The sequence below is a fragment of the Halomonas sp. SIMBA_159 genome, assembly GCF_046536035.1.
In the GTDB taxonomy this organism is placed as follows: Bacteria; Pseudomonadota; Gammaproteobacteria; order Pseudomonadales; family Halomonadaceae; genus Vreelandella; species Vreelandella venusta_A.
The window spans coordinates 122,582-142,004 of record NZ_JAWJBT010000004.1; the positions used below are offsets into that span (position 1 = coordinate 122,582).

At 56.5% G+C, this 19,423-nt stretch carries 18 protein-coding genes and 5 tRNA genes; 14 read left to right on the forward strand and 9 right to left on the reverse strand.

Annotated elements, in window-relative coordinates:
* The first annotated feature begins 6 nt into the window (after nt 1–6).
* The 3 genes from glcE (at nt 7) to R0J87_RS03910 (ending at nt 2,837) form a co-directional block, all read left to right on the forward strand.
* Nucleotides 7–1,107, forward strand: a complete 1,101-nt coding sequence (gene glcE / locus R0J87_RS03900; RefSeq protein ID WP_498884495.1) for a glycolate oxidase subunit GlcE — start codon at nt 7–9, stop codon at nt 1,105–1,107.
* A gap of 14 nt (nt 1,108–1,121) precedes the next feature.
* Nucleotides 1,122–2,354, forward strand: coding sequence for a glycolate oxidase subunit GlcF (gene glcF, locus R0J87_RS03905; RefSeq protein WP_498884497.1), 1,233 nt, complete (start codon nt 1,122–1,124; stop codon nt 2,352–2,354).
* 81 nt (nt 2,355–2,435) lie between these two features.
* The gene (locus tag R0J87_RS03910) at nt 2,436–2,837 is read left to right on the forward strand and encodes a GlcG/HbpS family heme-binding protein (RefSeq protein WP_044628702.1); all 402 of its coding nucleotides are present in this window, start codon (nt 2,436–2,438) and stop codon (nt 2,835–2,837) included.
* Nucleotides 2,838–3,004: 167 nt separating this feature from the next.
* Here R0J87_RS03910 and R0J87_RS03915 read toward each other — a convergent pair.
* The 6 genes from R0J87_RS03915 to R0J87_RS03940 all read right to left on the reverse strand — a co-directional run bounded on the left by R0J87_RS03915 (nt 3,005) and on the right by R0J87_RS03940 (nt 4,417).
* Nucleotides 3,005–3,081: transfer RNA gene (locus R0J87_RS03915), tRNA-Asp, on the reverse strand.
* A gap of 70 nt (nt 3,082–3,151) precedes the next feature.
* A tRNA-Val gene (locus R0J87_RS03920) sits at nt 3,152–3,227 on the reverse strand.
* A gap of 51 nt (nt 3,228–3,278) precedes the next feature.
* Nucleotides 3,279–3,355 (reverse strand) — tRNA-Asp (locus tag R0J87_RS03925).
* 37 nt (nt 3,356–3,392) lie between these two features.
* Nucleotides 3,393–3,469 (reverse strand) — tRNA-Asp (locus R0J87_RS03930).
* Between the two features lie 46 nt (nt 3,470–3,515).
* Nucleotides 3,516–3,591 (reverse strand) — tRNA-Val (locus tag R0J87_RS03935).
* A 70-nt stretch (nt 3,592–3,661) separates the two neighbouring features.
* Nucleotides 3,662–4,417, reverse strand: a complete 756-nt coding sequence (locus R0J87_RS03940; protein WP_498884499.1) for an alpha/beta fold hydrolase — start codon at nt 4,415–4,417, stop codon at nt 3,662–3,664.
* A 190-nt stretch (nt 4,418–4,607) separates the two neighbouring features.
* On the opposite strand from R0J87_RS03940, the gene ccoN reads away from it, so the two are divergent.
* The 11 genes from ccoN (at nt 4,608) to fnr (ending at nt 15,758) form a co-directional block, all read left to right on the forward strand.
* Nucleotides 4,608–6,032 (forward strand): cytochrome-c oxidase, cbb3-type subunit I, encoded by a 1,425-nt coding sequence (ccoN, locus tag R0J87_RS03945; protein ID WP_404343333.1) that lies wholly within the window; start codon nt 4,608–4,610, stop codon nt 6,030–6,032.
* Nucleotides 6,033–6,051: 19 nt separating this feature from the next.
* Nucleotides 6,052–6,660, forward strand: a complete 609-nt coding sequence (ccoO, locus tag R0J87_RS03950) for a cytochrome-c oxidase, cbb3-type subunit II (protein ID WP_404343335.1) — start codon at nt 6,052–6,054, stop codon at nt 6,658–6,660.
* A gap of 3 nt (nt 6,661–6,663) precedes the next feature.
* Complete coding sequence (locus tag R0J87_RS03955) at nt 6,664–6,885, forward strand: cbb3-type cytochrome oxidase subunit 3 (RefSeq protein WP_404343337.1); 222 nt, start codon at nt 6,664–6,666, stop codon at nt 6,883–6,885.
* Nucleotides 6,882–7,811, forward strand: coding sequence for a cytochrome-c oxidase, cbb3-type subunit III (gene ccoP / locus R0J87_RS03960; RefSeq protein ID WP_498884502.1), 930 nt, complete (start codon nt 6,882–6,884; stop codon nt 7,809–7,811). Before R0J87_RS03955 ends, ccoP begins: the two co-directional genes overlap by 4 nt.
* 224 nt (nt 7,812–8,035) lie before the next feature.
* Nucleotides 8,036–9,472: a cytochrome c oxidase accessory protein CcoG gene (gene ccoG, locus R0J87_RS03965; RefSeq protein WP_498884563.1), complete on the forward strand. Its 1,437-nt coding sequence runs from the start codon at nt 8,036–8,038 to the stop codon at nt 9,470–9,472.
* Nucleotides 9,473–9,479: 7 nt separating this feature from the next.
* Nucleotides 9,480–10,004, forward strand: coding sequence for a FixH family protein (locus tag R0J87_RS03970; RefSeq protein WP_404463907.1), 525 nt, complete (start codon nt 9,480–9,482; stop codon nt 10,002–10,004).
* Nucleotides 10,001–12,481 carry a heavy metal translocating P-type ATPase gene (locus R0J87_RS03975; protein WP_498884504.1) on the forward strand — a complete coding sequence of 827 codons (2,481 nt, stop codon included), beginning with the start codon at nt 10,001–10,003 and terminating at the stop codon, nt 12,479–12,481. The genes R0J87_RS03970 and R0J87_RS03975 overlap by 4 nt, the downstream gene beginning before the upstream one ends.
* Nucleotides 12,478–12,696: a cbb3-type cytochrome oxidase assembly protein CcoS gene (gene ccoS / locus R0J87_RS03980; RefSeq protein ID WP_404343345.1), complete on the forward strand. Its 219-nt coding sequence runs from the start codon at nt 12,478–12,480 to the stop codon at nt 12,694–12,696. Before R0J87_RS03975 ends, ccoS begins: the two co-directional genes overlap by 4 nt.
* Nucleotides 12,693–13,388 carry a sulfite exporter TauE/SafE family protein gene (locus R0J87_RS03985; RefSeq protein WP_404343347.1) on the forward strand — a complete coding sequence of 232 codons (696 nt, stop codon included), beginning with the start codon at nt 12,693–12,695 and terminating at the stop codon, nt 13,386–13,388. Before ccoS ends, R0J87_RS03985 begins: the two co-directional genes overlap by 4 nt.
* A gap of 135 nt (nt 13,389–13,523) precedes the next feature.
* Entirely contained in the window at nt 13,524–14,951 is a 1,428-nt protein-coding gene (hemN, locus tag R0J87_RS03990) for an oxygen-independent coproporphyrinogen III oxidase (protein ID WP_498884506.1), read from the forward strand.
* Between the two features lie 57 nt (nt 14,952–15,008).
* A complete protein-coding gene (gene fnr / locus R0J87_RS03995) occupies nt 15,009–15,758 on the forward strand; it encodes a fumarate/nitrate reduction transcriptional regulator Fnr (protein ID WP_404343351.1) in 750 nt (249 codons plus the stop codon).
* On the opposite strand, the gene ttcA is transcribed toward fnr, so the two are convergent.
* From ttcA to R0J87_RS04010, 3 genes are all read right to left on the reverse strand, one after another.
* Nucleotides 15,748–16,656, reverse strand: coding sequence for a tRNA 2-thiocytidine(32) synthetase TtcA (gene ttcA / locus R0J87_RS04000; RefSeq protein ID WP_404463912.1), 909 nt, complete (start codon nt 16,654–16,656; stop codon nt 15,748–15,750). The two genes, fnr and ttcA, sit on opposite strands and share 11 nt — an antisense overlap.
* Nucleotides 16,657–16,730: 74 nt before the next feature.
* Nucleotides 16,731–17,381 carry a 3'-5' exonuclease family protein gene (locus R0J87_RS04005; protein WP_498884565.1) on the reverse strand — a complete coding sequence of 217 codons (651 nt, stop codon included), beginning with the start codon at nt 17,379–17,381 and terminating at the stop codon, nt 16,731–16,733.
* A 5-nt stretch (nt 17,382–17,386) separates the two neighbouring features.
* Nucleotides 17,387–19,204, reverse strand: a complete 1,818-nt coding sequence (locus R0J87_RS04010; protein ID WP_404343355.1) for a DUF294 nucleotidyltransferase-like domain-containing protein — start codon at nt 19,202–19,204, stop codon at nt 17,387–17,389.
* Nucleotides 19,205–19,423: the final 219 nt, after the last annotated feature.

A 19,423-nucleotide genomic window follows, 5' to 3' on the forward strand; every position in this document is an offset into this window, starting at 1 on the left:
TCGACCATGACCGAACTAGCGATACACGCTGCCGACCGAGATATAGCCAATGAGCTGTGCGAACAGGTTCATAGCGCCTACCACGACCGCACCCCGCTACGCATTGTAGCGGGCAACACCCGGGCCTTTTATGGCCGCCCGGTGGAAGGCACGGAACTCAATGTCGCAGCGCATAGCGGCATCGTCTCTTACGACCCTATCGAACTCGTCGTCACGGTGCGGGCAGGCACCCGCTTGAGCGCGCTGAACGCGGCGCTGGCAGAAAAACATCAGATGCTGCCTTTCGAGCCGCCCATTTTTGGCGACGCCAGCACCATTGGCGGCGCGGTAGCTACCGGCATGTCTGGCCCTCGCCGCCCTTGGGCAGGTGCTGCACGGGATTTTGTCCTGGGCACTCGGGTGATTACCCAAGAAGGCAAGCTGCTGCGCTTTGGCGGCGAAGTGATGAAAAACGTCGCGGGCTATGACCTTTCCCGCATGATGGCAGGCGCCCAGGGCACGCTGGGCGTGCTGGCCGACATCTCGTTTAAGGTGCTGCCTATTCCCACCGCCAGCCACAGTCTGCGCCTTGAAATGGGCTTGCAAGATGCTTTAGCGAAGCTCTCTGAGCTTGGCCGCCAGCCGCTGCCCATCACGGCTGCGGCATGGCACGCGGGCGAGCTGTTTATTCGGCTGGAAGGCGGTGAAAGCTCCGTCAAGGCCACTAAAGAGCGCCTGGGCGGTGAAGTGCTTTCTGCGGATTTCTGGCAGCAGCTTCGCGACCAGCAGCATAGCTTTTTTAGCCTTGGCGAAGGGCAAGCACTGTGGCGCTTATCGCTACCGCCCCATACCCCAGCGCTAGAGCTCGCCGTGGATGAAAGCGACATTTTCTATGATTGGGGCGGCAGCCAGCGCTGGGTGAAAACTGCACTGCCCGCAGACACGCTGCGAGATGAATGCCAAAAGACTGGTGGCCACGCTACCTGCTATACCCCGCATGCCCAAGGGGGCGCGGAGTCGCCGTTTACTCCGCTGAATGCTGTGGTCGAGAAGTACCATCGCAACCTGAAGGCCGAGCTGGATGCCCACGGCATTTTCAACCCTGGTCGTCTTTATGCGGCATTTTAATCAGGAGAGCTGACATGCAGACGCACTTTACCGATGCCGACCGCCAGAAACCGCATATCCAGGAAGCCGAGCGCATTCTGCGTACCTGTGTGCACTGCGGCTTTTGTAACGCCACCTGCCCCACTTACCAGTTGCTGGGCGATGAGCGAGACGGGCCACGCGGGCGCATCTACTTAATGAAAGAGCTGCTGGAGAGCCGCGATGACGATGACCAAGTCACCGAAGAGACTCGCCTGCACTTAGACCGCTGCCTGAGCTGCCGTAACTGTGAAACCACCTGCCCCTCCGGCGTGGAGTATCACAAGCTGTTAGATATTGGCCGTGCGGAAATCGACCGTCGTGTGCCGCGCCCAGCGGCAGAACGCGCTCAGCGCTATGCGCTGCGCAAAATGCTGGTCGACCCGAAACGCTTCAAAGCGCTGCTGGCCCTGGGGCAAACCTTCAAGCCTCTAGTGCCCGGCAAACTGCGTAGCAAAATGCCGCCCGCACCGGTCGATGCAGGCCAGCGACCCGACAGCCAGCGCCATGCCCGTAAGGTATTAATCCTGGAAGGCTGCGTGCAGCCGGGCCTGTCGCCCAACACCAACGCAGCCACGGCTCGCCTGCTCGACCGCTTGGGCATCAGCGTCACGCCAATCAGTGAAGCCGGCTGTTGTGGTGCCATCGACTTCCACCTCAACGCCCAAGAAGCGGGCCGCGAGCGGATGCGTGCCAATATTGATGCCTGGTGGCCGCAAATTGAGCAGGGTGTGGAAGCCATCGTCCAAACAGCCAGCGGCTGCGGCGCGTTCGTCAAAGAGTATGCTGATATGCTCAAGGACGACCCTGCCTACGCTGACAAGGCCAAAAAAGTTAGCGCGCTGGCGAAGGATATCGTCGAAATACTGCGCGACGAGCCGCTGGAAGCACTTCAGCTTAAAGAGCACCAGCGCTTAGCGTTCCACTGCCCCTGCACGCTGCAGCACGCTCAGAAACTCAACGGCGCCGTAGAAGGCGTGCTTAGCAAACTCGGCTTTGCACTAACGCCCGTGAAAGATGGCCACCTGTGCTGCGGCTCGGCGGGCACCTACTCGGTCACACAGCCAGAGCTCGCCACTCAACTGCGCGATAACAAGCTGAATGCGCTGGAAGCAGGCAACCCTGAGGTGATTGTGACCGCCAACATCGGCTGTCAAACGCACCTGGCCAGTGCCAATCGCACGCCGGTACGCCACTGGGTAGAAGTCGTGGACGCTGCCCTGGTATAACCCTTTACACTCGCTGCGCTTTCACGACGTATTAACGGTTGGGCGCAGCGCTTTAATCCCTACGATAAAAAGGATCCTTTGATGCAAACCAAAGCTGTTTTAGGCCAAGCCGACGTTATCCAAGTACTCGACGCTGCACAGAAAGAAGCTGACAACAACAGCTGGCCGGTCACAATTGCCGTCACCGATGATGGCGGCCACCTGCTGGCACTGCGCCGTTTAGACGGTGCTGCCCCATTTAGCGCCGATGTTGCTACCCAAAAAGCGCGTAGCGCGGCCTTGGGTCGTAAAGAGACCCAAGTGTTTGAAGAGATGATTAACGGTGGCCGCACGGCGTTTGTCTCTGCACCGCTACAGGGCCTGCTGTCTGGCGGCGTGCCGATCATCGTGGATGGTCAAGTCGTCGGCGCTGTCGGCATCTCTGGCGTTAAGCCAGATCAAGATGTGCAAATTGCCAAAGCAGGCGTCAGCGCAATCGCCTAACGCTTCCATAGTAAGTAACAGCAGTAAGTAACAGCAGCGTGCAGCTCATTGACTGCATGCTGCTTGTTAGAGTCTTATGTACGCGCAATAAAAAAGCCCGAATCATAGATTCGGGCTTTTTTGGAATTTTTTCGGCTTTATCTTAATGACGGCCGACAGGTGCTTAATGGCGGACCGGACGAGACTCGAACTCGCGACCTCCGGCGTGACAGGCCGGCATTCTAACCGACTGAACTACCGGTCCACTGTAAGACACACTTACCATTTAAATTATTTATTAAAGCGGTTCAGAGGCGCTAAAACATTCACTTAAATGGTGGGTGGTACTGGGTTCGAACCAGTGACCCCCAGCTTGTAAGGCTGGTGCTCTCCCAACTGAGCTAACCACCCAGGGTATTGAAAGCCTATCGCTTATCAATAGAACTACTTATTAAGTTATCGTGGCGGACCGGACGAGACTCGAACTCGCGACCTCCGGCGTGACAGGCCGGCATTCTAACCGACTGAACTACCGGTCCGAATAGCGATAACTTATTATGCAAGTAAATTTGATGATGGCGGACCGGACGAGACTCGAACTCGCGACCTCCGGCGTGACAGGCCGGCATTCTAACCAACTGAACTACCGGTCCGCATATACATCAGTTACTGCATCACATTTCCAGGGCACCAAATGAATGGTGGGTGGTACTGGGTTCGAACCAGTGACCCCCAGCTTGTAAGGCTGGTGCTCTCCCAACTGAGCTAACCACCCGCTGGTCACGTGGCGCTGCATTCTACAGAAGCCTGGAGGATTGTCAATACTTTACGTTTAAACTTTTGATTTAAACCCGTGTACTAAACGTTCCTGCGGCAACCGCTTGGTGAGCGCGGACGAAGGATGCCGCAACTATGGCCGCTTCGTCAATCAAAAACTGCTGATTTATTCCAGACGCCCGCCTAGGCTTGAAATCATGATCGCCATCCGTCAGCCATTTAATAAAGATGGATGACGGCAGGCCATAGCTAGACACCTCTGCTCGGGTGCCAAAAGGGTCGCGTTCACCCTGGAGGATAACAATTGGGTCAACAATCGCTGTCAGATGCTCCGTGCGCAGTGACTCAGGCTTTTTAGGCGGATGAAAAGGATAGCCTGCTGCCACCACACCTCCACAGCGGCGCTCACTGGCAAACAGTGACGCAACGCGACCTCCCATGGATTTCCCCCCAACCCACAGTGGGCTGTTGTCCAACGGAGCGATGAGATCGTACCAAGCAGCAAAATGCGTGACGGTTTTCTTCACCGGCGGCGGAGGACGACGTTTGCCTAGCTCACTCATTTGCTGCATATAAGGGAAATCAATCGCCCAGACCTGAAGTCCTTGGCTGGAAAGCGTCGCGGCAAATTGCCGCATAAAATCAGACAGGTGCCCTGCCCCCGCGCCATGTGCCAGCACTATTCGCCCTATTTTGGGGATGCCTGAAACACTAACAGGGCCGTAGCCATCGACGATAAACCGCTGAATAGCTGGGTTCGCTGACAGCTCGGTCAGCGCCTCTGGCGTCGTGTCCCTAAACTCGTGGTCGGCGTAGTACGACACTCATGACTCCTAATAATTCAGCGTTACATCCATTGGCGTGTTCAGCTTAGGGCGCGGCTGCGATAGAATCGAGGCCGGATATTGACCTGCATCATCAAGCGGGTGGCCGCACCCGTGCAAAATGCGATGGCAACGTGCGATTGCAAAATGCCATGGGTTACCCCCTAACCGCGTTCGATGGGAACATGAAATGAGCACAGCATTGGAACACCCGACCTACAATTACAAGGTAGTTCGGCAGTTCGCGATTATGACCGTTGTGTGGGGCATCGTAGGTATGACGCTTGGCGTTATCCTTGCCTCCCAGCTGGTCTGGCCGCAACTGAACCTCGGCCTACCTTGGACTAGCTTCGGGCGTCTTCGTCCGTTACACACTAACGCCGTGATTTTCGCCTTCGGTGGCTCAGCGCTCTTTGCGACGTCTTATTACGTCGTTCAGCGTACCTGTCAGACACGCCTGTTCTCTGACAAGCTCGCAGCGTTCACCTTTTGGGGGTGGCAAGCGGTTATCCTGTCTGCGGTGGTCTCGCTACCGATGGGCTACACCACGACCAAAGAGTACGCAGAGCTCGAATGGCCGATTAACATACTACTGGCGGTAGTGTGGATCAGCTATGCAATCGTGTTCTTGATGACGGTTAAGAAACGCACCACGTCGCACATCTATGTGGCGAACTGGTTCTTTGCTGCGTTTATTTTGACCGTGGGTGTTCTGCACATCGTCAACAACGCCGCGATTCCCGTCACGCCCATGTACTCCACCTCGATTTATGCGGGTGCTGTCGATGCGATGGTGCAGTGGTGGTATGGCCACAACGCGGTAGGCTTCTTCCTAACAGCGGGCTTCCTGGGCATGATGTACTACTTCGTGCCGAAGCAGGCCGAGCGCCCGATCTACTCCTACCGCTTGTCTATCGTCCACTTCTGGGCGCTGATCATGATCTATATGTGGGCAGGCCCGCACCACCTGCACTACACCGCGCTGCCCAACTGGGCGCAGTCGCTGGGTATGATTATGTCGATCATTCTGCTGGCACCCTCCTGGGGCGGCATGATCAACGGCATGATGACCCTTTCAGGCGCTTGGCATAAGCTGCGCACCGACCCGACCCTGCGCTTCTTGGTGGTTGCCCTGTCGTTCTACGGTATGTCGACCTTTGAAGGCCCGATGATGGCGATCAAGACCGTCAACGCGCTGTCGCACTACACCGACTGGACCATTGGCCACGTTCACTCTGGCGCGCTTGGCTGGGTGGCGATGATTACCATCGGCTCTATGTATCACCTGATTCCGCGCGTTTTTGGTCGCACCGAAATGTACTCCGTGAACTTAATCGCCGTTCACTTCTGGCTGGCGACCATCGGCACGGTACTTTACATCGCTGCCATGTGGGTTAACGGCATTATGCAGGGCTTGATGTGGCGCGCCATTAACGCAGACGGCACGCTGATGTACACCTTCGTGGAGTCCGTTGAGGCCAGTGGCCCTGGCTACTTCGTGCGCATGGTGGGCGGCCTCTTCTGGGTAACCGGTATGCTCCTGATGGCCTTCAACGTGTACATGACCGTGAAGCGTCGCGAAGCCATCGGCCTCACTGCGCCGCAAGCCGCTTAAACCGGGGAAGTTAAGACCAATGAAACACGAGATTGTTGAAAAGAACGTTGGCCTACTCGCCGTGTTGATCCTGGTTGTGATCAGCTTTGCCGGTTTGGCCGAAGTCGTTCCGCTGTTCTTTCAAAAGCAGACCACCGAGCCGGTCGAAGGGCTACGCCCTTTAACCGCACTTGAGCTGGAAGGCCGCGATATCTATCGCCGTGAGGGCTGTGTAGGCTGTCACTCGCAGATGGTGCGCCCCTTCCGTGCAGAAACCGAGCGCTACGGCCACTACAACGTAGCGGGCGAGCAGGTGTACGAGCACAACTTCCTGTGGGGCTCTAAGCGTACCGGGCCAGACCTGGCGCGCGTAGGCGGCCGTTACAGCGACGATTGGCACCGTGCGCACCTGTACAACCCGCGCGACGTAGTGCCGGAATCTATTATGCCTGCCTACCCCTGGCTGTTTGAGCGCACCCTCGATGGCGAGGCAACACCGGCTAAAATGCGTACCCTGCGTCAGTTAGGCGTACCCTATACCGATGACGACATCGCCACTGCCACCGCTGATGTACGCGGCACCCAGGAAATTACTGCCCTGGTCGCCTACCTGCAGCAGCTAGGAACCGTGCTCGAGGGCACACGTTAAGTTATGGATACGGGAACTTTCCGCGGCCTGATCACGCTGATTTTGATCTTCGCTTTTATTGGCATCTTTTTCTGGGCCTACTCTAAGCGACGCAAAACAGATTTTGACGAAGCGGCTCACCTGCCCTTTGCCGATGACGATGATGAGCAGCCGACCCGTGATAAGCATGCTTCGACCGAACACGAAGCGGATTCCCGCCACGACAGGGGAGATAAAAATAGATGAATAATTTATGGGGTGACTCCCTATCCAGCTTCTGGAGCGCCTGGATTATTGTCATCACACTGGGCACGATCGCGCTGAGCGTTTGGCTTTTGCTAGCCAACCGCCGCACCGATAAAACCCCCGATGCTGATGGTAATGTCGAAACAACCGGCCACGCGGCTGACGGCATTGAAGAGTACGACAACCCGCTGCCGCAGTGGTGGTTTAAGCTCTTCATTCTTACCGTTGTGTTTGCACTCGGCTACTTAGTGCTCTACCCAGGCCTGGGTAATTACGCGGGCATTCTGGGCTGGTCCCAGGAGAGCCAGTGGGAAGAGGAAGTGGCTGACGCCGAAGATCGCTTTACACCGATTTTTGCCCAGTATCAGGAAGTGCCGATTCCCGAGTTGGCACGCGATGGCGAAGCCATGCAGGTGGCAGAGCGCATCTTCTTGAACAACTGCGCCGTGTGCCATGGCTCTAACGCCCAGGGCGGCTACGGCTTCCCCAACCTGACCGACGACGACTGGCTGTATGGTGGCGAGCCTGAAAACATCCTGACTACGCTGAACAATGGCCGTAACGGTTTAATGCCTGCTTGGCAGCAGCTCGGTGAAAATAACATCGAAAACCTGACCCAGTACGTGCTGTCGCTTTCCGGTGAAGAGCATGATGCCGAGCGCGCAGCCAGCGGTGAAAATACCTTCCTGGCAGCGTGCGCAGCGTGTCACACGCCCAGCGGCACCGGCAATATTGCCCTTGGCGCACCCAACCTGACCGACGATGTGTGGCTCTATCTGGCACCAGGCCAAAGCGTTGGCGACTCTATTCGTCAAACACTGCGTAACGGTCGTAACGGCCACATGCCTGCCCAGGCGGCATACATTGGTGAAGAGCGTGTTCACCTAGTGGCTGCCTACGTTTACAGCCTGCGCTTCAACGACTAGCCCCGTTGGTAGGCGTTTAACGCCAGCGTGTACGAAGGGGTGCGGTTACATACCGCACCCTTTCTACATCTAGCATCCGCTCAGCCACCCGGCTATCCGTTACACTATTGTTTAGCAATTTGTGTGTAGCGACTCGGCATACAGCGCCGCGATTTCAATCGCGAGTTAATGTTGCGTTAGCCATGCTAATGCCCACTCCTGCCTATGGAGCTGCGATCACCGCCATGGAAAAAATACCTAGCCACGATATTACGCCGCCCACCGTTGGACACCACACGCCTGGTGACACCACCACCCAAGAGATGTACGCCAAGCGTCGACACATCTATGTGCGGGAAATCAAAGGGCTGTTTCAAAAGGTACGGCGCAGCGCCAACTGGGCTCTGATGATGGGTTTCTTTCTACTCCCTTGGCTAAACTGGGGTGACCGCCCTGCGGTGTGGTTTGACCTGCCAGGCCGGGAATTTCATATCTTTGCCGCCACGTTTTATCCTCAGGAATTTATCCTGTTGTCGTGGCTGCTGATTATTTGCGCCTTTGGGCTGTTTTTAATCACTGTATTTGCGGGACGGGTCTGGTGCGGCTACACCTGTCCACAAAGCGTTTGGACATTTTTATTCATTTGGCTGGAACACCGCATCGAAGGCTCGCGCAACCAGCGCATCAAACTAGATAACCAGCCAATGAACGCCAGTAAAGCGTGGCGCAAAGGCGCTAAGCATAGCGCTTGGCTACTGATTGCCCTGGCGACTGGCATCACATTTGTAGGCTACTTTACGCCGATTCGTGACCTGGTAATGGAACTTCCCACCTTGGAGGCCCATGGCTGGTCCTATTTTTGGGTGGGCTTCTTTTTGGTGTTCACCTACCTCAATGCAGGCTGGCTGCGTGAGCAGGTGTGTATTTATATGTGCCCCTATGCCCGCTTCCAGTCGGTCATGTTTGATCGCGATACGCTCATTGTCTCTTACGACGAAGCACGCGGCGAGCCGCGTGGCCACCGCAAAAAATCGCTCAGCCATATCCAGGCACGAGAAGCTGGCTTGGGCGACTGTATCGACTGCGAGCTGTGTGTTCAGGTGTGCCCTACCGGGATCGACATTCGCGACGGTCTGCAATACGAGTGCATCACCTGCGCCGCCTGTATTGATGCCTGCGACAGCGTGATGGACAAAATGGGCTACCCCCGAGGGCTGATTCGCTACACCACGGAAAACGCGCTGGAAGGCAAGAAAAGCCATATTCTCCGCCCTCGATTAATCGGCTATTTTGTTGCTCTGATCGTCATGGTGGCCGCCTTTGCCTGGACCATTAACGACCGCACGCCGCTGAGCTTTGACGCGGAACGCGAGCGCACACAGCTTTACCAAATGACCCGCGAAGGCCAAATCAGCAATGTGTACAGCCTGACCGTGCGCAATTTGGACGCCCAGGATCATACCTATGACATCAGCGCGGCGGGCCTGCCTAACCTGCAACTGGATAATACCTCGCTACGCGTGCCCGCCGGTGAATCACGTATTCAGGTGATTACTGTGCTGGCAGCCCCAGATACGTTAAGCGAACCCAGCCACGCGATTACTTTTACACTGCAAGCGCAGCAAGATGATCAGATTCGCCAGACCCGCGAAGCGCGGTTCTTGAGTGACATTAGGAGATAAACGCGTCATGTCAGACACACCGATTCCGCCCTGGTACAAACAGTTTTGGCCGTGGTTTTTACTAGGCCTACTGTTTTCGTCCATCATATTCAGTATTACCTTTGCGGTCATGTCGATCAAAAGCTACGACGGCATGGTGGTCCAGGAGGATTACTACGAGCACGGCAAGGCGATCAATATGGTGCTGGCGAAGCAGGAGCGCGCGCGAGAGCTAAACTTGAGCGCCGACCTGCGCATCGACCCACTGACGAGCGATATTGTGATCGACCTTGCGGGCGATGTTCGCCCGGACAAACTCTATTTGGACCTTATCTTCCCCACGGAAGATGACCGCGACCAATCCTTTGTACTCGAACACGTGCGCGAAGGCCGCTATATCACCCAAGGCCCGGATAACCTGCGCTACCGCTGGTATCTACAGATTCAACCTGTGCAAGGTGATGACGCTGATTGGCGACTGATCGGCGAAGCCCGCTTCCCCAATGAAGAGAGCATTGCCCTGCTGCCAGGGGGACGATCAGAGAGCGAATGAGCACCACCGCGCCAAGTTCCTCCTCGTTGAGTTCCTCCCCATTGGGCTGCTACCACTGCGGCAGCCCGGTACCCGACGGGGCACCGTGGTGTATTGTCATTGATGACACGCCCCATTCCCTCTGCTGTCCCGGCTGCGAAGCTGTGGCCCACGCCATTGTGGATGGCGGTTTAGAGAGCTACTACCGCTACCGTACCGAACTGCCCGAGCGTCCCGATGAGCGCCAAGCCGCCAAAGCGGATACTTGGTCAGTCTTCGACGACCCCGGCCTGCAAGCACAGTTTGTGCACGCAGACGGCGATGAGGGCCACGTTAGGGCAACGCTTGCTGTAGAAGGCATTACCTGTGCGGCCTGCGCGTGGCTTATTGAGCACCGCTTAAACGCACTAGAAGGGGTTGCTTCCAGTGCGGTCAATCTAACGCATCACCGTCTACGCGTCTCCTGGGACCCGGCTATCATCAAGCTCTCCCAGCTCTTCGCCGAGCTGGCTTCCATTGGCTATGATGCGCAGCCCTACGAGCCCGACCATGCCCAAATGCGCTTGCAGCATGAAGAGCGCATGAACGTACGCCGCCTGATCGTGGCGGCGGTGGGAATGATGCAGGTAATGATGTTCTCCATCCCCATTTACGTATCGGGGCCTGGGGAACTCAGCGAGGACTTCTTTGCGCTGTTTCACTGGCTCTCGTTCGCGCTAGCCACGCCGGTGGTATTCTTTTCAGCGCTCCCCTTCTTCCGCAACGCCCTGCGCGATCTTAGAACCGGCGTGCTGGGCATGGATGTGCCCGTCTCACTGGCGATTGGTGGCGCTTATCTCGCCAGCAGCTATGCGGTGCTGTTCAACGTCGGCGAGGTCTATTTTGACTCGGTCGCCATGTTTACCTTCTTCCTACTGTTTGGCCGCTACGTGGAAGGGCGCGCTAGGCGACGCAGCGGCCATAGCGGCAATGCGCTGAGTGGCGTGCTGCCTGTATCGGCAACCCGCCTGGAAGCCGACGGCAGCGAACGTATTTTGCCTGCCAGTGAGCTTGCCCCCGGCGACCGTGTACTGATCAAACCAGGCCACGGCGTCCCTGCCGATGGCATCATTGAAGATGGCGAGTCTAGCCTGGACGAGTCGATGTTGACCGGCGAGTACCTGCCCGTCACCCGCCGAGTGGGCGAACAGGTGGTAGGCGGCAGCCAGAACATGGAAAACCCGCTCACGGTACGGGTGACTCATGCGGGCAACAATGCACGCGTGGCGGGCATTGTAGATTTAACCGACCGCGCTTTTGCCAGCCGCCCGCGCTTGGCGCAAATGGCAGCGCGTATGGCGCACCTGTTTGTACTACGCCTGCTGGTAGTCACTGCCTGTGTCACCGTGGCGTGGTGGTTTATTGACCCTTCCCGCGTACTCTGGGTGCTGCTCTCGGTTTTGGTGGTGACCTGCCCCTGCGCGCTGGCACTCGCCACCCCAACCGCACTCACGGCAGGGCATGGGCAACTGCGCCAGCGCGGCGTGCTCATTACCCGCGCCGACGCCATCGAATCGCTCTCTAACGTCACGCGGGTGATTTTTGATAAGACCGGCACACTGACCCGCGGCGAGATGCAGCTCACCCAAACCTGCCCGTTAACAGCACAGAGCAGTGAACAGCTGCGCGCCATTGCCGCCGCGCTGGAAGCTCACTCCGAGCATCCCATCGCCCGCGCGTTTCGCCCGTTCCGGGACGCCACGTTACAGGCGCGCCAGGTAAAAAGCGTGACGGGAAGCGGCCTAGAAGGCGTGCTGAACGGTGCCACGTGGCGCTTGGGCAAGCCCGATTTTGCGACGACGGAACCACTCACGCCGCCCAGCAGCGGGCAGTGGCTGCTGCTCAGTGAAGATAACGCTCCACGGGCCTGGTTTAAGCTCCACGACGGTATCCGTGAAGACGCTGCGCAAACTGTAGCTGCCCTTCAGGCGAAGGGGCTTCACGTTGAGTTACTATCAGGCGACACGCAGGAAGCCGTACAGAGCTTAGCGGAGCAGCTCAACATCACGACTTGGCATGCGGGACAGTCACCGGAAGGCAAGCTGGAGCGACTTCGCGCGCTGCAGGCACAGGGCGAGTGTGTAGTGATGATTGGCGACGGCATTAACGATGTCCCGGTACTCGCGGGTGCTGATGTAGCCATTGCCATGAATGGCGCCACCGATTTGGCACGCACCCGGGCCGATGCGGTCTTGCTCAGCCCGCGTTTAATGCGTATTTTCGAAGCCATTGAGATTGCCAGCGCCACTCGGCGTATTATGCGCCAAAACATGGTGTGGTCGGTGTGCTATAACTTTTCGGCGCTGCCGCTGGCAGCGATGGGCCTGGTGCCCCCTTGGCTTGCTGCGATTGGGATGTCGTTAAGCTCTCTGGTCGTGGTAGGTAATGCGCTACGCCTCACCCGCTGGCGCACGACGCCTGCTCCCCAGGTGGTGCCTGCGACACCGGTGACCGTATGACGATTTTATATCTGCTGATTCCTCTTTCGCTGATTCTTTTGGGGCTGGCCGTGTGGGCCTTCTTTTGGGCCGTCAAGAACGATCAGTTTGATGATTTAGAAGGCCCTGCTCATCGTATTCTCTTTGACGATGACGACAACGACCTCACACCCGACCAGCGTGCCGAGCGTAAAAAAACGGCCAAGCCACCCCGCGACCGTGAGCCGCCCCCATGAATCCCACCGGACTTGACCTGCCGCCGCTGATGGCGGCATTTGTTTTTGGCTTAATGGGCGGTGCCCACTGTATTGGCATGTGCGGCGGTATTATGAGCGCCCTTACCTTTGCCGTGCCGCCCAGCATGCGCCACCCTGCCCGCATGGGCGGGCTACTGCTCAGCTATAACCTAGGGCGTATTCTCAGCTACATGACCGCGGGTGCTATGGTGGCCGCCCTCGGCACGCTGATATCGCTCTCACCTGAAGCACGTATTGCACTGCAGGTAGTGGCTGCGGTGATGCTGATCTTAATGGCACTGTATATCGCTAACTGGTGGAAAGGCCTGTTAAAAGTGGAAGCCATAGGGCGCAGGCTTTGGCGCTATATCGAACCCATTGGCAGGCGTTTGATGCCCGTGGTTTACCTGCCCCAAGCGTTTGCCTTAGGTGCCTTATGGGGCTGGCTGCCCTGCGGGCTGGTGTACTCCATGCTCGCCTGGAGCCTAGCGATTGCTGACCCGCTCCAGGGGGCGCTGCTGATGGGTGCTTTCGGCTTAGGCACCCTGCCCGCCTTACTGGCAACAGGCCTTGCTGCCCGTCAGCTTAGCCACTTAATTCGCCACCCCGCCACGCGCAGCCTCGCCGCGCTGACGATTATCAGTTTTGCGCTATGGCAGCTCTGGGCACTCCTCTCCCCCGCTGGGCATTGAGCACTATCAACGCCACTCTTTCAGCGCTCGGCTATTACGCCGTTGCTTGATATAGCTCAACGCTTTGCCCAGTGCGCTGGCATAGCATAGGCGCATCCGTTTATCTGCTTGCCCTGTTACGCCGGAGCGCTTCCTATGCCCGTTCATGCCACTGCTGCCCTCGCTCACCCTACTTCCGCAGCGGCTGAGGCCACTGCCTGGGACGACGCTTTGATACGCCGCTACGACACCAGCGGCCCTCGCTATACCTCATACCCAACGGCACTCTCGTTTCACGATCAATTCACCGCTGACGATCTAACCCAAGCGCTTGAGCGCAGCAACGCCAGCCAAAAGCCGCTCTCGCTCTATGTGCACGTACCGTTCTGTCGCAAAATTTGCTTTTATTGTGCATGTAATAAAATCGCTACGAAAAATACCGCCCTCGCAGAGCCTTACTTATCGCGGCTAGACCGAGAAATGGTGCTCACCTCACGTCATCTGGACACCCAGCGGCCTGTGCAGCAGCTACACTGGGGAGGCGGTACCCCTACGTTTCTGACCCTCGCTCAAATGAGCGATTTAATTGACCGCCTAGACGCTCGGTTTGGCTTATCCAGCTCGCCCGACCGAGACTATGCCGTCGAGATTGACCCTCGTGAAGCGGATGTTTTTACGCTGCGTCATTTGCAATCACTCGGTTTCAACCGGCTAAGTCTGGGCGTGCAGGACCTCAACGCACGGGTGCAAACGGCCATTAATCGCGTTCAGCCGCGGGTACTTACTGAAACTTTAATGGATGAGGCACACCGCCTTGGCTTTCGCTCACTTAATCTGGATTTGATTTACGGCCTGCCGTTTCAAACCCAGCAAAGTTTTGCCGATACGCTTCATCAGGTCATTGAGCTTAATCCCGCTCGGCTGTCGGTGTTTAACTACGCCCATATGCCAACGCGTTTTGCCCCTCAACGACGCATCAATGAAGCCGACCTACCCAGCCCAGATGAAAAACTAGCGATTCTACACACCACCATTGAGATGCTGACTCAAGCAGGCTACGTACACATCGGCATGGATCACTTTGCTCGCCCAGACGATAGTTTGGCCCAGGCCCAGCGTAACGGCACGCTACAGCGTAATTTCCAGGGTTACTCCAGCCACGCCCAGTGTGATTTGATTGGTTTAGGAGTGTCCGCCATTTCTCGGGTAGACGATGTCTATGCTCAAAACCCTACCCAGTTAGCTCACTATGAAGCGGCCTTAGATGAAGGTAGGCTGGCGACGGTGAAAGGGTTAAGATTAAATAAGGATGACCTAATACGCAGAGACGTCATTGAGCGGCTCATGTGCGATATGGCCATCGACCTAGACACGGTGAGTAAGCGCTGGGGAATAGACGCTGCTGACTACTTTGCCACCGCCATTGAGCAGCTGGAAACCGCCGAGCAGGATCGTCTGCTAACGCGCCAAGGCCTCTATTTTCAAGCCACGCCTACCGGTCGGCTTCTGATTCGGCACCTAGCGATGGCCTTCGATACTCACTTACAACGTCAGGGCAACCAGCGCTATTCTAAAATTGTATAAGCGCCTTGAGACACCTGTCCCCTGTGCCTATGATGGCTAATAAGAAGGGAGAATTACATGTCATATCCTGCCAGCCAACGACGCTCACTGCTGCAAGAGGCGCGCTGCCAAACCTGCAGCTTGAGTTCGCTGTGCCTACCGCTCGCTTTGGAACTTGAGGATATGAGCCAGTTCGATGCCATTATTCGCCGCCGCTCGCCGCTGAAGAAAGGCGAACCGCTGTTTCGCCAGGGTGATCCGTTCACCAGCGTTTATGCCGTGCGCTCTGGCAGTTTGAAGCAGGTAACCAGCGAAGGGAATGGCAACGACCAGCTCACTAATTTCTTTCTACCCAGCGAGTTAGTCGGTCTGGATGGCATCGACGAGGAGCACTACCCCGGCACCGTGATTGCCCTGGAAACCACCACGGTGTGCGAAATTCCGTTTGACCGCCTGGACACCCTCTCAGAAGAGATACCTGAGCTGCGCGGCCAACTTTACCGCAGTATGAGTAAGGAGCTGCGCGATGACCGACGGATGATGCGCTTACTATCGCGCAAAACCGCCGACCAGCGGCTGGCCAGCTTTTTAATTACCCTCTCTGACCGCTTCCGCCGCCGGGGCTATTCGCCTTACAGCTTCCGGCTTTCCATGTCTCGGGCGGATATGGGCAACTATTTGGGTCTGGCGGTGGAAACGGTCAGCCGTATTCTCAGCCGCTTTCAGCAGCAGAGCGTGGTGGCCGTCTCAGGTCGCGAGGTCAATATTTTAGATATGCAGCGCCTCATCACCCTGGCAGAAGAAGAGGCGCAGACAATTACACGTTAAACGCCTGAATGCGTCCTTCCATCAACGCAGCCTGCTTGGCTTCTAAACCGGCAAAATCGAACAGCGCACGGTCGGCAAGCTGCGAAGGGGCCACGTTGGTGACCGCTTTAAACATACTTTCTAATCGGCCAGGATGTTTTTTATCCCATTCCGCCAGCATCTCTTTGACCACCTGACGCTGCATATTGGGCTGCGAACCACACAGATTGCAGGGGATGATCGGAAACTCCATTAGCCGTGAGAACTCCGCAATATCCGCCTCTTTGCAGTACGCCAGCGGGCGAATCACAATATTTTTGCCGTCATCCGAAAGCAGTTTTGGCGGCATCGCTTTTAAAGTGCCCCCAAAGAACATATTCAAGAACAGCGTCTCAAGAATATCTTCCCGGTGATGGCCAAGGGCAATCTTGTTCGCACCGATCTCTTCGGCAAAACCGTACAGCGAGCCACGCCGCAGACGCGAGCAAAGCGCGCAGGTAGTTTTACCTTCTGGGGTTTTCTCCTTCACCACCGAGTAGGTATCACGCTCCAGAATGTGGTACTCCACACCCTGCTTATCTAAATACCGGGGCAGCACATGCTCTGGAAAACCCGGCTGCTTTTGATCCATATTGACCGCCACCAGGGAAAAATTAACCGGTGCGTTACGCTGTAGGTTGCGCAGAATCTCCAGCATCGTATAGCTATCTTTACCACCAGAGAGACACACCATCACCCGGTCGCCCTCTTCGATCATGTTGTAATCGATGATGGCGTTTCCCACCTCGCGCCGCAGGCGTTTCTGCAACTTGTTGAATTCACGCTTCTGCTTGGCATCCTGCAGGTCGTTCTGCTGGGAAAGGTGATCGTCAGACGCGCTGTCTGACAATGCGGGGTCAAAGTAGTCAGGTTGTAACATGGTCGTCGCACTGCCGATGGGTGAAGGAGCAGCGCGTATTCTAACAACACTACGAAGCTCTACCCAATAAAACCCTAGGCTGTTAATGCCACCTCGCGCTGAAGACGCAGGTATAAGAGCGCACTGGCAGTGGCTTCACTCACCACGCTGGGCCAGGTTAACGGCGGCAACTGCCAGCGAGCGAGCGCATCCTCAAGACATCGGCTAGGGTCGATATGGGGATGCAACCGCCGCAGCTGCCGCCCATGCAGCTTGGCAAGATCTACCTGGGCATTGGGCAACCCGAACCCTAGTCCAGCACGAAACAGCCCGTTCAGCGGTTCGATGGTTTGATCCAACTGCCACCCCACCAGCGGTCGATTACCAATAAACTCCGCAAGCTCACTCAGGCACTCTGCATCAGGGTTACGGGGTAAATCCGTGCCGTGGAGCTGATAATGACGGCGCAGCGTCGCCGGTACCAGTGAAGGTGACGCTGCAAGAGTAGCCACCCACGTTCTGCTGGTGTGAACGCGCCGAGGGCTGAGCACCACTGCAGCCACGCTCATCACCGCAGGCTGAACGTCACTTACCTGACACGCCATGGCCACGGCTTCTTCTCCCATATAGGGTTGGAACAGCCAGGCATAGGGCGTATCCGACCAACGCCGCCGGTCGCTTTCTCGCTGCAAAAGCGTGCGCAGTGAACCGCTCAACAGCGTCATGTGTCGATCTAACAAGGGCATCCCGCTCACGAATACTCCAAATGGTAGCGATGAGAAAGACGCTGTTTAAAGTCTTTCACAATATGTAAGGCTTCACGCAGCAGGTCCCGCTCTAACGAAGAAAGCTCTTGGACCACCACTCGATTAGTGCGTTTTGGATTGATGCCATCCAGCTCAAGCAGCTGCTGGCGTAAACGTAGCTCAGTAAACAGCGACAGCGCCTCGCCTAAGTCATCGGCAAAGTGCCGGTCAAGCCGCCCATCGATGGCTAACGCGTCTAAGCGGTCTAGGGTGGAGGTAGCTTTAATGCGCCGTTCAAGGGCCATGGTGCGAACACCATGCACTATCGGGAAAATTCCGCCCTTTTTAATATCAATCCCGTGCTGGGGCTTTTTCAGCGACCCAAACAGCGTCAGCGGCGTTGAGAAGCGCAGCGCAGCACGAGCAAAGTATGAGAGCAGCAGCTCATCGTGGGAACAGCGCTCAAACAGCGCATCGCGCACCTGATCCAATAGCGCGGGATTGCCCGCTACGCCGTGGGAGTCGAGCAGAATGGCTAGCTTCATCAGGCTATCGCCATCACGGGCATTGACCCACTTGGCAATGTTACTTTTCCACTGCGACACCGTGCCTACCCACTCGGGGTTTGAGACCATAATGTTGCCAGGGCATGGTGGGTAGCCGAGCTGTATCAACGTCTCGGTGAGTGTCGACATGTCTTCACCCACCGTAGGCCACTGGCAGTCATCTGCCAGAATCAATCCGTTATCCTGATCGGTTTTAAGAATCTGCTCGCCGCGCCCTTCACTGCCCATCACCATCAGGCAGCTTTGACGGTGATACTGCTCAGGTACTGTGAAACTCCAGGCCTTACTCATGATGCGGCCATTTAGCGCCGCCAACAGATCCATGGCAAAACGCAGTTTTACCCCTTGCGCCATCAGGGCATTGACCAGTTCCGGCGTACGCTGGCTGGCGGCTGCCAGCGTCTCCAGGTCATTCGCTTGCTCAACCTGCAAACTCACCACGTAGCTACGGCTTGAGAAGAAGCTCAGTACGTCCATCAGCTCCACAACGCCTTGAACGCTCTCGCCCTCCATCACGACTACCCGCGCGACTTTATGGCGGGTCATTAAAATCAGGGCTTCAAACAGGTATTGCTCGGGTGCCACGGTCACAAGCGAGCGGTTAGCCAGCGCTTCTACCGGGGTTTGCTGAGTAGCGTCGCCAAGCACTAGACCATTGAGCAGGTCGGTTTTAGTGACCATACCCAGCGCGCCTTGAGTACCCACCAGCAAGCTATCTGCGTGGCTCTCGTTTAGTTGTCGAACGGCGTCGTGGATACTTTTCGACGCGTCAATCAACAGCGGCTCGCGCATACAGTCGCGTACCTTGGCCAGCATAAAGCCCGCCATCGTGACGCCACCTTCGGCGCGCTTTTCGGTCAGCAGGCGTGCTTTGTGGGAAAGCGACTGTTTAAAAAATTGCTCAAACGGCGGATATTGACGGCACAGCTGCGTGAACAGCGCCTTGGGCATCACATAGCACAAGCACTCCTGCTCGGCTTGAAAGCGGTAGCGGCTTTTGCCGTTGAGAATACTGATCGCACCAAACAGATCACCGCCAGTGTAGTGGCCAATACGCGCACTAGCCGCCGGTAGCGTTGGATCAAGCTCGGCGACCTCGCCTTTATGAATCAAAAAGACCGACTCACCCGGCTGCCCCATCTCCAGAATAATTTCGTCGCGGTCAAAATAAGCAAGATCCATCCCGCGACGAACATGATCACGCCCCGCTTCATCCATCAGCGTAAACGGTAGCTGGGATAGATCCACTTCCACCATGGGCGACCTCGCTTTAGCGCAAATATTAGGAAACACATTGAGCACTTGATGACGTTTCAACTAGCACTCTATTCAGTTTACTCAACCGGCACTTTCGTTATACTTTCCGCTATAGCGCTAACGTCTTAACGACGTTAGTTCAGAGACTAAAGTAGTGACTTTTTAACTCACTTAAAGCCACTCATCTTCTCTTATTAAGGTAGCAAACATTACTTTTAA